The 13884-nt window shown below is 65.7% G+C and carries 14 protein-coding genes; 7 read left to right on the top strand and 7 right to left on the bottom strand.

The annotated features are described in order from the left end of the window. Nucleotides 1-363: 363 nt before the first annotated feature. From C479_RS06570 to C479_RS06560, 3 genes are all read left to right on the top strand, one after another. Complete coding sequence (locus C479_RS06570) at nt 364-1476, top strand: pyridoxal-phosphate-dependent aminotransferase family protein (RefSeq protein WP_007699737.1); 1113 nt, start codon at nt 364-366, stop codon at nt 1474-1476. A 51-nt stretch (nt 1477-1527) separates the two neighbouring features. Beyond that, nucleotides 1528-1755 carry a hypothetical protein gene (locus C479_RS06565; protein ID WP_007699735.1) on the top strand — a complete coding sequence of 76 codons (228 nt, stop codon included), beginning with the start codon at nt 1528-1530 and terminating at the stop codon, nt 1753-1755. A gap of 127 nt (nt 1756-1882) precedes the next feature. Continuing rightward, complete coding sequence (locus tag C479_RS06560; RefSeq protein ID WP_007699730.1) at nt 1883-3163, top strand: DUF6498-containing protein; 1281 nt, start codon at nt 1883-1885, stop codon at nt 3161-3163. A gap of 16 nt (nt 3164-3179) precedes the next feature. On the opposite strand, the gene C479_RS06555 is transcribed toward C479_RS06560, so the two are convergent. From C479_RS06555 to eif1A, 3 genes are all read right to left on the bottom strand, one after another. Next, nucleotides 3180-3533, bottom strand: coding sequence for a DUF7513 family protein (locus C479_RS06555; protein ID WP_007699726.1), 354 nt, complete (start codon nt 3531-3533; stop codon nt 3180-3182). After that, on the bottom strand, nt 3530-5131 hold the full coding sequence (locus C479_RS06550) for a Na+/H+ antiporter NhaC family protein (RefSeq protein ID WP_083893832.1): 1602 nt from the start codon (nt 5129-5131) through the stop codon (nt 3530-3532). Before C479_RS06550 ends, C479_RS06555 begins: the two co-directional genes overlap by 4 nt. A gap of 394 nt (nt 5132-5525) precedes the next feature. Further along, entirely contained in the window at nt 5526-5813 is a 288-nt protein-coding gene (gene eif1A / locus C479_RS06545; protein WP_007699716.1) for a translation initiation factor eIF-1A, read from the bottom strand. Between the two features lie 134 nt (nt 5814-5947). Between eif1A and C479_RS06540 the strand changes: the two genes are divergently transcribed. After that, nucleotides 5948-6127 (top strand): DUF7470 family protein, encoded by a 180-nt coding sequence (locus C479_RS06540; protein ID WP_007699709.1) that lies wholly within the window; start codon nt 5948-5950, stop codon nt 6125-6127. Between the two features lie 134 nt (nt 6128-6261). Here C479_RS06540 and C479_RS06535 read toward each other — a convergent pair whose 3' ends face one another. Both C479_RS06535 and rnz read right to left on the bottom strand, forming a co-directional pair. Beyond that, on the bottom strand, nt 6262-8235 hold the full coding sequence (locus C479_RS06535) for a DUF460 domain-containing protein (RefSeq protein WP_007699707.1): 1974 nt from the start codon (nt 8233-8235) through the stop codon (nt 6262-6264). An 88-nt stretch (nt 8236-8323) separates the two neighbouring features. Continuing rightward, a complete protein-coding gene (gene rnz / locus C479_RS06530; RefSeq protein ID WP_007699705.1) occupies nt 8324-9259 on the bottom strand; it encodes a ribonuclease Z in 936 nt (311 codons plus the stop codon). A gap of 169 nt (nt 9260-9428) precedes the next feature. Between rnz and C479_RS06525 the strand changes: the two genes are divergently transcribed. The 3 genes from C479_RS06525 (at nt 9429) to C479_RS06515 (ending at nt 12214) form a co-directional block, all read left to right on the top strand. Continuing rightward, the gene (locus C479_RS06525) at nt 9429-10514 is read left to right on the top strand and encodes a DUF7282 domain-containing protein (protein WP_007699701.1); all 1086 of its coding nucleotides are present in this window, start codon (nt 9429-9431) and stop codon (nt 10512-10514) included. 99 nt (nt 10515-10613) lie between these two features. Then, nucleotides 10614-11618 carry an AAA family ATPase gene (locus tag C479_RS06520; RefSeq protein WP_007699698.1) on the top strand — a complete coding sequence of 335 codons (1005 nt, stop codon included), beginning with the start codon at nt 10614-10616 and terminating at the stop codon, nt 11616-11618. A gap of 164 nt (nt 11619-11782) precedes the next feature. Beyond that, on the top strand, nt 11783-12214 hold the full coding sequence (locus tag C479_RS06515; protein WP_007699696.1) for an acyl-CoA thioesterase: 432 nt from the start codon (nt 11783-11785) through the stop codon (nt 12212-12214). Between the two features lie 114 nt (nt 12215-12328). Here C479_RS06515 and C479_RS06510 read toward each other — a convergent pair whose 3' ends face one another. Together C479_RS06510 and C479_RS06505 are read right to left on the bottom strand one after the other, a co-directional pair. After that, nucleotides 12329-12550: a hypothetical protein gene (locus C479_RS06510; RefSeq protein WP_007699695.1), complete on the bottom strand. Its 222-nt coding sequence runs from the start codon at nt 12548-12550 to the stop codon at nt 12329-12331. Nucleotides 12551-12622: 72 nt separating this feature from the next. After that, nucleotides 12623-13744, bottom strand: a complete 1122-nt coding sequence (locus C479_RS06505; RefSeq protein WP_049907129.1) for a methyltransferase domain-containing protein — start codon at nt 13742-13744, stop codon at nt 12623-12625. Nucleotides 13745-13884 lie beyond the last annotated feature (140 nt).

Raw genomic sequence — 13884 nt, 5'->3', positions numbered from 1 at the left:
ACCGATGTATGCCGCATCCGAACATGGAAGGCACCATCGAAGTGCAGTAAGGCGACCGGACGATTCAAACCCCGCGGACAGTCCCACACGACGCTGCAAGAACTTCATCGACGCCCCATTTTCATCCGAGAGGCACACCACTAGGTATCCTGCCAGACCGGCTTGCGTTGGATTCGACGATCCGTCACCTGCCCGATTTTAGCTCTCGTATCGACAGATTGGGCCGTTCTACTGTCGGTTCGACCGGGGAACCACGGCGGCCACTCGATCCGCCTGATTCCTCGCTGTGCATCCCACCGTGTTCGAAATTTCCACAAGGATCATACCTGTTCCCCACACAGTTGGGGCTACGTCAGTGATACCGTGACCGAAACACGCGAATACCGAGCCGACTATCCCGAGAAGACGCTGTACATTCCCGGTCCGACCGAGGTCCGCGAGGACGTCGTCGAGTCGATGTGCGAACCGATGTTCGGCCACCGCATGGATCGCATGACGGACCTCTATACGACGATCGTCGAGGACACGAAAACGTTCCTCGACACCGACCACGACGTGATCGTCCTCTCCGGGTCCGGGACGGCGTTCATGGAGAGTGCGATCCAGAACCTCGCCGACGAACACGTCCTCTGTACGACCTGCGGGAGTTTCTCGGAGCGACAGGCGAACGTCGCCGAGCGTCTCGGCAAATCGGTCGACACCCTCGAATACGAGTGGGGCAAGGCGGTCAAGCCCGAGGACGTTCGCGACCGACTCGAGGGGAGTGACACCGACTACGATGTCGTCACCTGCGTGATGAACGAGAGTTCGACCGGGGTCAGGAATCCGGTGGAGGCGATCGGCGACGTCGTGTCCGAGTACCCGGACACGTACTTCGTCGTCGACGCCGTCTCCTCGCTGGGCGGCGACACCGTCGACATCGACGCCCACGGGATCGACGTCATCTTCACCTCCGTCCAGAAGGCCTTCGCCATGCCGCCCGGCCTCGCCGTCTGTGTCGTCAGCGACGAGGCCTACGAACGCGAGGTCGAATCGGACTCGGCCGCGTGGTACGGCGGCTTCCAGCGCACGATCGACTACTACGACCGCAAGGGCCAGACCCACTCGACGCCGGCCATCCCGATCATGCTCGCCTATCGCACACAGATGAAGCACATGCTCGACGAAGGGCACGACGGCCGCGACCAGCGCCACCACGAGATGGCTGAATACACCCGCGAGTGGGCCCGCGAGCACTTCGCACTGTTCCCCGAGGACGGCTACGAGTCCCAGACGGTGGCCTGTATCGAGAACACACAGGGAATCGACGTCGCCGAGACGATCGGGACCGTTAGCGACGAGTACGACATGGTCTTTGCGAACGGCTATGGGTCGCAACTCGGCGAGCAGACGTTCCGGATCGGCCACATGGGCGAACACGACGTCGAGAGCATCCGGGCGCTCACGGACGCGATCGAAGACGTCGCTGGGTTGTAACCGGACGCTTCACGTCGCGTGAACGTATAGATGCCGTTGCCCACGCGACACATGAGATTTCCAACACCCGACCCGACGGCGTACGCGAAATTGATACTCGTCTCCCTGGGAACGCTGGCGGTGCTCCAGTACGTCGGTCTCTTTCGCGAACGGAGCGGCGAGGTCGACGTCGTGTTTCTCGTTGTGGTCGGGCTCGTCATGCCGATCATGATCTATGCCATCTCGGTTGCGGGTGCGAATAGCGAACTGGTCCCGGACTGGGACGAGATGACCCAGTAAGTTTCGATCGAACAGTCCGCGTCTGTACGCCGGCTCTTGGTTTCTCGACTGCCGGGGTGCCTCCTCCTCACTGTTCAGTCAGCCAAATGGCAACTGTTTATTAACGGGAGGGGAACGAACGAGACGAATGCACGTCGTCCACTGGGTTGGAGACGACGGTCGCCGCGCCGAGGTGTACGCCGCGGTCGTCACGAACCTCATCCCGCTTCTCGGGATCCTGGCGTTCGGCTGGCGGGCGGCGACGCTCGTCACCGTCTACTGGTTCGAACTCGCCGTCGTCGGGTTCTGGGCCGTCGTCCGGGCGCTCTTCGCCGGGCGCCCGTCCGAGTTCAACCGGGAGGCGCTGTTGATCGGGGTGCTCGCGGATCGATCCGCCGCCATCCCCCTGCCGCGGACTGACGTCCGAATACAGCTCTCCTCACTGCCGGTTCTCGTCGTCATCACGCCGATGCTCTGTGTGCTCTGGTTCGTGGCGGGACTCTTCTCACTTGGGTTCGTCGGAGAGCGCGCACTCGAACCGGCCGTCGTCGAGGTGGCGACGTACGCTACCCTGGCGTTCTTCTGCATCGAAGGTGGCCGCACGGTGATCGAGTATTTCCACCGTGGGGGCTATCACGAGTCCAGCGCCCAGACGGCGGTTCGGCCCGTCTTTTGGCGGTGCTGTGTGCTGTTCTTCGTGGGACTGACGTCGGGGCTCATCGCCGGCATCGTCGATCCGTCGGTCGCACACGACGAACCGCTCTCCGCGGCCGACCCGTCGATCGCCGGTGGATTACTCGTCGGCTGTCTCGTGGTTGCTAAGCTTGGCGCCGACCTCGTCGGCATCTACCGCGATCGGTTTGCGGGCTTCGGGGACTCGCTCGCCGACTCGTTCGGTATCGATGTCGAAACGTCGACGGAATCACCGACGGTAGCGCACGGAGACGGTTTCCCGGAGGCGGACCGACGAATTCGACCACCTCTCGGCGGTCGACTGGTCGCGACGCGTGCCCACTGGGTTCGATTACCCAGCGCGTGGACGCCCGGTATGTTTATAGCTCTCTTTGCGTTCCTGTTCGCCCTTGCCGGCGCCTGGGGAGTCGTCGTCGGCTTGCTCGTGCTGGCCGTTTTACTTTCGATACTTCTGCTCCACCTCGACTACTGGCTCCGGTACTGGGGTGTCGAGTACCGTATCGATGGCGACTCGATCCTGGCGTACGACGGCTTGTTCGGGTCGCCGTTGTGGCGCATCGAAGCGTGGGACGAGAGCGACGTCCGCGTCGAACGAGATTGGGTCGACGGGCGACTCGGAACGACCACGGTGGTCGTCGACCTGCCCGACCGGACGGTCCGGCTTCCACGAGTCAGGGAACCAGAACTGATCCTCGCCGTGTTCGACCGACCTGTGGACGGGCTCACCGTCGAGTGATCCCGCCGCTCCCGAATCACCCGGCGTAGGAGCTCTCGCCGACGACGGCGACGAATTCGCCGCGGCCGGTCGCGGTCGACTCGTCGAACTCGGTGATTCGCACGCGGACGCGTTTGTCGACGTGTTCGGGACCGGTCCCGTCGACGTACAGCTGGGTATCTCCGATGCTGGCGACACCGACACCCTGGGACGACGACCCGTCCTCGGCATCCGTTTCGGTCGCATCGGCTGTGGCGGTCGCGGCGCCGTCACCGTCACCGGCGTGTTCTTGGTGTCGGTGGATGAAGACGCCCACCTCGTCGCCGACCGTGAGCGAGGGCGTCGACGTTCTGAACGTCCAGCCGGTGCGGAAGGCGTCGAAGAGGCTCATACGCGGGCCACCTCCTCGGATTCGCGGTCGATGGTGTACTCGCGGCCGAAGCCGGTGATCGCTGCGAGGACGAACACTGTCACCAGCAGCCAGCCGTGGAAGACGAACGGGACGACGTCGATCGGGTTGACGACCATCGCGTCGGTGAAGAACCCGAACTCGTCCGGGAGATCCTGCATGGTCGTAAAGCCGACCAAGACGCCGCCGGACCACGGGAAGATGTAGCCCAGTGCGGACGTCTGTGCGTCTAGGATATTCGCACGTCGGTAGCCGTTGATGTTGAACCGTTCGCCGACCTTCGAGATGTAGGGGCCGATCGCGACCTCGGCGGCCGTGTTGATCGTGATCGTGGCGTTGATCAGCGCGGCCGAACCCACCATCGTCAACTCGGCGTTGCGGACGTTTGTCGCGAGGCTGTCGAGCGACCAGTCGAGGACGGCCTGGAATGCGCCGCCCCGGATCATGATCTGGGCCGCGGCGATGATGAACAGGACCAGGATCGAGAGCGTGAAGAAGCCGGCGGCGCCCTCGACGAGGCTGCCGGTTACTGCGGCGCTCGCGTCGGGTCCGGGTTCGAAGGTCTCGACGATCGGGAATGGTTCCAGAAGCCCCGCTCCGGGCGCCGTGTTCGGTGCCAGGAAGGTGAGCATCTTGCCCGCGGACGCCAGGCCGAGGGCGAGGTTTGCGACGACAGCGACGACGATCCCCCACGAGATCGCCTCGACGATGTGTCGGCCGGAGACGGCCGTGACGATCACCACGCCCATCGAGAGCAGGTGAACTAACCCGGCCGGATTGCTCTCATCACTCAGAATAGCGCTGGCGTCGGCGGCGATGTCCGCACCCGCCATTACTGACCCTGCGACGATGTATCCGATAATGGCGACAACCGCGGCGACGATCGCGTACTTGAACCGCGAGGCGACGACGCCGCCGATGTCCGAATCCTGCGTGACGGCGCTGACGATTGTCGTGTCGCTTACGGGTGCGAGGTTGTCGCCGAAGATGGCGCCCGAGAGGATCGCGCCGAACAGCAAGACGGGGTTCGCGCCGAGGACGAGCCCCGCCGGGAAGAACAGGGTGACGAACGCGATCGTCGTCCCGTAGCCCGTCCCGATGCCGGTCGCGAGCAACGCGGCGAGGACGAACGTGATCGCCGGGACGAGCGGACCCGTCACGCCCGTCACGTCGGCGAACCAGATCAGTCCCCCGACGAACTGCCCTTCTTGGAGCGTCTCCGCGAACATGCCCGCCCAGATCCAGGCGACGATCGCCGTCACCGCGACTGGTTGGGTCATCCCCTCGAAGATCGTGCTCGCGTACCCTCGCCAGGACCCCTTCACGAAGAACATCCCGACGATCAGGCCGACGAGGATGCCCAGGACGAGCCCACGCTCGCTCGAAATCCGTAAGAACGCGGTCTGGAAGATTGCCCACAGGATGAAAAAGAGGATCGGCACCGCGCTCATCCCACGACCGCCGTAGAACTCGATCTCCTCGCCCCCGATCGAGTCGGAGAGTTCGTCGGGTACTGCGCTACTCCCGCCGTCGGTCGCCGTGTCAGTCACAGTTCGATCACGACTCCGACTATTGATCATGACCTACATATATGCTGTGCTGATTTTCTGTCATAAATGGTGTGAGAGGCCGCTTCGACGCCAGTGCGGGGAATCCGGGTAACTAGCGACGATTACTGGGGACGGCGGATTCGGGTGCGTCCGACTGACCTGCCCTGTACCGCTCACCGCGAGCGAACGGAGTGAGCGAGCGGGCCGACGACCGATGTGGAAGCCGCGCTGTGCGCGGCTGTAACGGAGGGAGGAGTGCTTTTCATCGAAGCTAAGCGGAAGCTTCGCTTCCGCGAGGTCGTCGGCGCTCCGCGCCGACTGCAAGCGATTCCTTTGGAATCGCCCCGTCCAAAAGAGCCTCCGGCTCTTTTGAAGATTTTTCCGAGGGCGCGGCGCAGCCGCGCCAACAGAGAAAAAGTTCGGGTTACTGAATGTGACCTTCGCGCCGGAGTTGATCGGCGTCGGCCTTCTCGTAGCGCCAGGTGATGTCGGCCTTCTCGTCCTGCCAGTCCCACGGGGAGACGAGGACGACGTCGTCCTCGCGGATCCAGATGCGCTTTTGCATCTTGCCCGGAATGCGGGCCGTTCGTTCCGTTCCGTCGGCACAGCGCACTTTGACCCGGTTCGCCCCCAGCATGTCCGTGACGGTCGCGAACACCTCGTCGTCGTCAGGCATTCGGAGGTTCTTCCGACCGCCCTCCTCGTCACTCATGGGCGCCGGTTCGGGTCGGAGGCGTTTAACTGTTAACGGTTGCTCCGAGCATAGTGGACGCCCCTCTGTGCCCAGGCCGTTGCCGATCGGAATCGAATCAGCGTCTTTATTCGTCAGGCCCGGCCACTCGGCGTATGATCGATAAGCTCGGAATGAGCGGACTCGCCGGGATCGTCCTGCTACTCGCCGGTATTGGCGTCATCGCCGTGGCAGATCCCGTCATCGCGGGCGGAATCGCGCTCGTCCTGGCCGGTATCGCGCTCGTGGCCAAGGGCCTGATCACGTCCGTGATGCGATCGTTCGGCATGTTCTGATCGGCCCAGACGTCTTTCTGTCGAGTCCCGATCGGTCCGGCCCCCTCGCCATCCAGTTCCGATCGGCCCGGCTCCGTCACACCGTCGCCGGAGTCGGCTCCATCACGCCGCGATAGTACCGACTCCGAGACGATTCACGCCTCGTTGTCGCCCGCCCGGTGTTCGCTGATGACGCGGTCGACCATCGACGCCTTGCGTTCGCGTTTGCGTTCACTCGCTCTGGCACGCCAGTCCTCGATGGCCGCTTCGACGTCGTCTTCGCGGGCGACGGCGAGTTCGTCGACTTCCTGCATGGCGACGTCGTCCGCGGGGGCGACCGGAATCTCGGCGTCGAAGAGGATGCGATCGGCGACATCGGAGAGGCCGCCCTTGGCTCGCAAGACGACGCGGGGGTCGTACTCGGCCAGTGCGGTCGCCGTGGATCGACCGGCGCCGCTCGCGTCTCGGAGGAAGACGACGTCGTCGGGGGCCAGCCCGTAGGCGTCGTCGGCCTCGCGGATCGCGTCCCGGGTGAACTTCTCGATCACCTTGACGGGGACGAGGCCGGCCTTCTTCGCGGAGACGTCGGCGAAGTTCGAGTGATCGAGCTTCCAGAGGGCCTTCATCCGGTCGACCTTGTCTTCGAGCGCCGCGGCCTCCTCGCGGGCCTCGTCGCGCTCGCGTTCGAGCTGGTCGGCCCGGCGCTTCAGCCGGGTGACCTCCCGATCGGTTCGGACCTCTCTGCGCGCCTCGCTCCGCGCCGTTTCGAGGTCGTCCTCAAGCGATTCGATCTGCCCGTCGCGCTCGGCTACCTGTCCTTCGAGCTCCGCGACGTGGTCCTGGAGGCGCTCGACCTGGTTTTCGAGCTGGCGGATCCGTTTTTCCTCGGGCGTGAGTTCTCGCGGTTCGTGAGTCTCCTCGGCTTCCTCGGGTTCGGCGTCGTCCTGAAGGTCCGCCAGAACCGCCTCGACGGACTCCTCGCCGGCGACGACGCGGTCGATGACGACACCGCGATCGACGCCCGGCGGCACCTTGGCGGCGATCCGCTCGAACTGGTCTTCGTGGGCGTCGGCGGCAAAGAGGGCGGCCGCGAGGGCGTCGCGCTGGTGATCGTTGTCGTAGGGATGCTCGCGGGTGCGGTGCTGTTTCTCGTCGATCGCCATGTCGCGCTCGGGCGTCCAGGCGGCGGCGTCGAAGCTCCGCCGGAACGACTCGACCGTCTCGGGGATCGGCGTCACGTCCGCGGCGACGACGACCGGTCGCCCGCGTTCGACGATCCACTCGATCACGTCGGCGGTGTCGCTCGTTCGTGAACTCCAGACGTCGTGGACCTGCCCGTCGAGGGAGACGACGGCGACCGCGGTCGTCGTGCCCGGATCGATCCCGACGACGACGTATTCGAGTCGCTTGGCGAGCGGGCGAAACTCGATGCCGTCGCGGCGCTCGCGCTCGATCTCGACGCGAACGTCGCCCGAGCGCGCCGCCGAGACCGGAATGTCCTCGGGCCGAGCCTGGACGGTGAAGATGGCGTTGGCGAAGCCGCCGTAGGCCTCGCGGACCTCGCGCTCGTAGTCGATGTTCGCCTCGTCGAGTTCGGATTCGACCTCGCGAGCACGCTTCTTGACGGAGCCGTGAATCCGTCGCGTATAGCGGTCCTCGCTCCAGCCGCCGCTGCCGGTCGAGCGACCCCGCGAGACCTTCACCTCGCTCGTGTCCGTAAAGGCGGAGACCTCCTGGCCGACGTTGTGCGCGGCGAGCCTCGCCGCGGCCTCGGCTTCCTGCATCGGATCGGACCCGTACGGGATCCCGTGACGGTTGGCGACCCGGGAGAGGGGCTCCGGGCGCTCGTCGCCGGTCACCTGGACGAGCCTGGTTTTCGCCGGGAGCGAGCCCAGAAAATGGATGAGGGCGTCCTTGTCCGCGGCGAGTTCGTACATGTTGTCCGTGGCGACGATCGCCGGTTCCCGATCGGCGATGAGTCGCCGCAGCTTCCGGTGTGAGACCACGTCTCGCTCGACGCCGTCGTCGGTCAACACCACGAGCGCGTAGGAGGCGTCTCCGCGGACGTCTCCCTGGTGGACGTCGACGCCGAAGACGACCGAATCGAGCGCACTCGTTCGCGTGTGCACGCCAGACGATAGGGTCGGACCGCGTATAAATCCGACGCGGGCGGGGAGAACGGCGCGAGTGGTTGACGGGCCGCGGCCAGCGGCCGATTCAGGCGTCCGGGTACGGAATCTCGATCTCGGCCCCGTCGTCGGGCAGGGAGACGTCGTCGGCGTCGCCCGAGAACGTCTCGCGGGCCTCCGCGAGGTGGGCTGCGGGATCGCCGGCGTAGCGCGAGGAGAGGTGAACCAGTGCCAGCTGCTTGGCGCCGGTCCGGTTGGCGATTTCGGCGGCTTGCCGGGCCGTCGAGTGGGCGGTGTCGGCGGCCCGCTCGGCGCGGTCGTCGGCGAACGTCGCGTCGTGGATCAGCAGGTCCGGCTCGTCGGCAATCTCGACCGTCCGCGCCGTGGGGCGGGTGTCCCCGGTGTAGACGAGACTGCGCCCTGGTCGCGGCTCGCCGACGACCTGTTCCGGTCTGACCACGGTCCCGTCGTCGAGTTCGATCGAGTTCCCCTCGTGGAGCTGCGAGAACTTCGGGCCGACTGGCACGCCGAGTTCCTCCGCGCGCTCGCGGTCGAACCGGCCCTTGCGCTCGTCTTCGACCAGCGCGTAGCCGACCGACCGGGTATCGTGATCCGTCCGGAAGGCACGGACTTCGTACTCGTCGCCGTGGTAAACGACGTCGCCGTCGTCGACGTCCGTAATTTCGACGGGAAACGAGATGTGTGCATCGAGTGAAAACGCCAGTTCGCGTACCTGGCGGCGCGTTCCGCGCGGCGCGTGAATCCGGAGTTTCCGCTCGCGGTCGTTGAAGTCCATCGTCTGCAAGAGGCCCGGGATCCCGAGGACGTGATCGCCGTGTGCGTGCGTGACGAACAGCTCGGAGATGTCGAAGCCGGTCCCGTAGCGCATGAGCTGGCGCTGGGTTCCCTCGCCGGCGTCGAAGAGCAACGAGTCTCCCTCCCGGGCGACGAAGATCGAACTCGGATTGCGGGCGACCGTCGGTATCGCCCCGCTGGTCCCGAGGAACGTCACGCGTAACGACATCAGTACGTGGTCGGATGCAGGCGCCTAAACCCCCTTCGAAACCGCCCCGTCGTTTGACACAGCCCGTCGATTTCGCCCCATTCGTCCACGATGGAAACAGCTATCGAAATTCGGGACGAAGCATGAGTAAAGTACGTCCAGCACGTAGGAATTCGTACGACACCACTACATGTCTCCGTCCACCTCGCTCGGTCGTCTCAAACTGGTTGTCGCCGTGTTGATCGCCATCGGTATCGTGGTTGGGGCCGGGCTGGTGGTCGGACAGGCGCCCGAACTCTTCGGCGCCGAGGTCGCCCAGGAGCCCGAAGCCTCGCTCACGTTCGACTCGCAAGAATCCGACGGCCAGTCGGTCGTCGTCTCGTCCGTTTCACTCTCCGAGGGTGGGTTCGTCGTCGTGACCGACGAATCGGGAAGCGTCGTGGGCGTGTCGGAGCACCTCTCGGAGGGGAGTCACGACAACGTCACCGTCGAGGCGACTGCGGAGGCAGACGGCTCTCTCTATGGGAGCCTGACGGCAACCGCGCACATAGACAGTAGCGACGACAGGGACTTCGATCCGCGAGACGAGGACGGTGAGAGTGACCGCCCCTACGTCGTCGACGGCTATCCCGTCTCCGAGACGGCGTCGGTGACGGCCGTCGAGCGCCCCGAAGACGTCGAAAACTCGTTCGTCGTCACGTCACTGTCGGGGCCGTCGGAGGGCCGAACCAGCGAACCGGTCGAGTTCGTCGCGGAGATCCGTAATCCGACGGCGAACGAACTCCGCCAGCACGCCGAGTTCCGGGTCGACGGCGATCTCTACGAGCGGAAGGTGTTCTCGCTCGCTGCGGACGAGACGCGCGAGGTCACCTACGAGGTCGATCTGGCCGACATCGGCAATGGAACGCACACCTACGGCGTCTACACCGAACGAAACGGGACGCTAGACGAAATCGACGTCGAGTACGACGGACCGGCCCACGTCACCGTCGAGAACGTCTCGACGTCGGAACTGGTCGTCGAGGCCGGCGTCCCCGAAGGTGGCTACGTCGCCGTCGAGGACGACAACGGCACGCGGCTGGCGACTAGCGACCGTCTCTCGCCAGGCGTCCACGCGGGCGTCGAGCTCGACGTCGGCAACGTCACACCCGGGTCGAACCTGACGGCGATCGTCTACCGCGACGACCCCGCCGCGGGCGCGGAGCCGGCCCCGTACGAACTCGACGACAATCCGGTGCGGGCAACGGTACAGGTCCCGGAGGCCGAGACGGACTGAGTTCGTCGACCTGGCTCACCGTCGAGGTGGCACTCGATCGCGGTCCGAACGCGATGCCAACCGACCGATTCTTACGATGGCTTCCCCTAGCCCGCATCGATGGACGCGCCGCTGTGGACCGAGGCGTACGCCCCCACGCTCGCGGAGCTCCCGCAGGACGACGCTCGCGAAACGCTGGGCCAGACCGTCGAGGAGCCCCTGAACCTGATTCTGCAGGGGCCGCCGGGAAGCGGCAAGACCGCTGCCGCCCGGGCGCTGGCCCGCGAAACGCACGCCAACCCGGATTCGGACCTGATCGAGATCAACGTCGCCGACTTCTTCGGCCGGACGAAGACGGAGATCAAAAACGATCCCCGCTTCGAGGGCTTCCTCGTCGGCCGCTCGGACATGTCCAAACGGGACATGATCAACCACGTCTTGAAGGAGTCGGCGAGCTACGCGCCCGTCGCCGGCGACCACAAGACGCTCTTGCTCGACAACGCCGAGGCCGTCCGCGAGGACTTCCAGCAGGCGCTGCGCCGGATCATGGAGCAACACCACCGGACGACGCGCTTCATCGTCACGACGCGCCAGCCGACGAAGCTGATCCCGCCGATCCGCTCGCGGTGTTTCCCCGTGACGATGCGGGCGCCCACGAGCGAGGAGATCGTCTCGGTGCTCGAACCGATCGTCGAGGCCGAGGGCGTCGAGTACGACGCCGACGGACTGGAGTTCGTCGCCGGCTACGCCGGCGGGAACCTCCGCGAGGCGATCCTCGCGGCCCAGACGACCGCCGTCGACGCCGACGAGATCACGATGAGCGCGGCCTACGAGATCCTCGGTGAGGTCGGACTCGACGACGAGATCGACGGGATGTTAGACGACGCTGAGGCCGGTGCGTTCACGGACGCCCGGAAGACGCTCGACGACCTCCTCGTCGACGAAGGCCTGGACGGCCAGGAGGTACTCGACGCGATCCTCCAACAGGGTCGCAAACGCTATCAGGGCGAGCGTCTCGCCGAGCTTCATCGCCTGGCAGCGGATATCGAGTTCGGCATGCAGGAAGGGACCAGCGACCGGATTCACGTCTCGCACCTGCTGTCGGAACTCGGCCGGAAAGACTGACGACAGCAGCGGTGCATTGCGGACTTTTCCCGCGACCGGTGGTACAGGAGCCAATCGAACGCGGACGGGACATCACTCTCTCGCTGGATATGTGCGCTACCAGCATCGTCCTGGGTGGACACGTTCGGCGCCAGTCTATTGACCTAACCGGACGTGTGTCAGGTATGCCGACGCTTCTCGAGACCCGCATCCGGAATCGATTTCGGGTCGAACCGCATCACGCGAACAGCCTGGGGACGCTCCACGGCGGCAATTTGATGCGGTGGCTCGACGAGGTGGGGACGATGGCGGCGACGCGGTTCGCCGGCGAGCCCTGCGTCACGGCCGGCGTGACAGAACTCGCCTTCGAGCGCCCGCTCCACGTCGGTGACACTGCGCTGATCGAGGCCTACGTCTTCGACGCCGGTGAGACGAGCGCCGAGGTCGCGCTCCGGGCCTGGCGCGAGAACCCGCAGACGGGCGACACCGAGCGGACGACGGCCTCATCGTTCACGTTCGTCGCGATCGACGAGGCGGGGGAGACCGTCTCCGTCCCCGATCTCGACGTCGAAACCGACGAAGGAGCAACGCTCCGCGAGCGGGCGCGCTCGCGATAACGTAGCTGGAACGCTTTCTCGAATCTCGAACGTCTTCTCGAATCGGGCGCTTGGACCGGCACCGCTCGGAATCTCGCTCTCCAGGCGCAATTCGTCGCGTTCGCTGACTCCTCGTCAATCCAGGCCGTAGTCCTCGAGGGAGTGGTAGTGTTTCCACGCCCCGATGACCTCGTCGGTGTCGAACTCGAGCGTGCCGTCGACGAGTTCGAGTGTCACGGTGTCTTCCTCGATCTCAGTGTCGTGGAGGTGCAACTCGATTTGGGCGTCGAAGTCCGAGACGTTGACCATCAGTTCACCGTTCTCCTGGAGTCGCTCGCGCAGTGTTTCCGGGTCCATCGACCGTCTCTTGGCGAACCAGGCCAAAAAAGCCACACCCGGTCCCCGGTGCGCGAGAACGGGCAGTTACTCTCACGAGGGAGCGTCTGCGGGGCCGAGTACCAGTACGTACCGCGTCAGCGAGCGGTGGACGCGCCGTTCGAAGGACGCCTCGATCGTCCAGTCGGCCGCGCGCGCCTCCGCGGCCCACGACCGATCCGCGACGAGGACCGCCCGACCGGCGACGCGACGCGACTCCGAGAGCGCACCCGACACCAGATCCGAGAGCCGGTGGGTCTCGATCTTCGATTGGCGGCCGTAGGGCGCGTCGAAGACGACGGCGTCGACAGCGTCGTCGGGAAGCGGGAGTTGGGTCCCGTCGCCGCGCGCGACAAACCAGTCGCCGCGCTCGACGCCGACCGGTGACGGCGCCCCGCGGTCGAGGAAATGCGTCAAGTTCTCGCGCGCGCCCCGAACCATCTTCGACTGGGCGTCGGTCCCGATCACGTCGGCGCCGAGCAAGCCCGCTTCCACGAGGACGCCGCCGGTGCCACACATCGGATCGAGGATCGTCGTCCCCGGCCGCGCGCCGGCGAGGTTCGAGATCGCGCGTGCGAGCAGCGGATCCATGCTCCCCGGCTGGAAGAACGGCTTATCCGTCGGTCGACGCTCGCCGAAGTCGCGGACGCTCTCGGCGGCGAGCCAGCCGAGCGCGCAGACGGATGCGGATTCAGTCGTCGCGTCCGCGTCGTCCTCCTGTGCAGCTAGTTCGTCCGCCGCGTCCGGTCCGTTTTCTCGCGCGCCCGCCGCATCGGCGGCCGTCGCTCCCGTCGAGAACGCCACGCGAAGCTCGTGATCCGGCGTCTCGAGATCGACATCGAAGCCACGATCGACCAGTACCTGTCCGAGCGCCCGCTCGGCCGCGGCAGTGTCGACGCCCGTCGTCCCCTTCACGTCCGTCGCGCGGACGGCAACGCTTCCCTCGCGGTCGAGAGGTGCCGCTTCAAGCAGCGCGCGAGCGCTCGCCGGGTCGGCGTCGGTGTGTCCGACGAGTTCGCTCGCCCGGTGCGTGTAGGCGAGCCCGCGAATTCGTTCGGGGACGATGGTGGACGCCATCGCGAGCCCCGGTGCGAGTGGCTCGACGTCGACGGCGGCGCTTCGGGCTTCCTGGGCCGCGAACGCGTCGTCTTCGCCGCCGAGTTCGAGCAGGTACACACACGAGCGTGACGGTGCGCGCGCCATGAGCGTACCGCTTTCTCCGAGCACACCCTCGATTCACCAGTTTCGACGTCGCTGCGGAACCCGCCGAAAACGCCGCGATAGCGCCTGTCGGTTCGATCCACGCTTTTCGAATT

Origin of the sequence: Halovivax asiaticus JCM 14624 (assembly GCF_000337515.1) — an archaeon.
Taxonomy (GTDB): Archaea; Halobacteriota; Halobacteria; order Halobacteriales; family Natrialbaceae; genus Halovivax; species Halovivax asiaticus.
The sequence above is the reverse complement of the archived record's forward strand: the minus strand, read 5'-3'. Positions and strand labels throughout refer to the sequence as shown.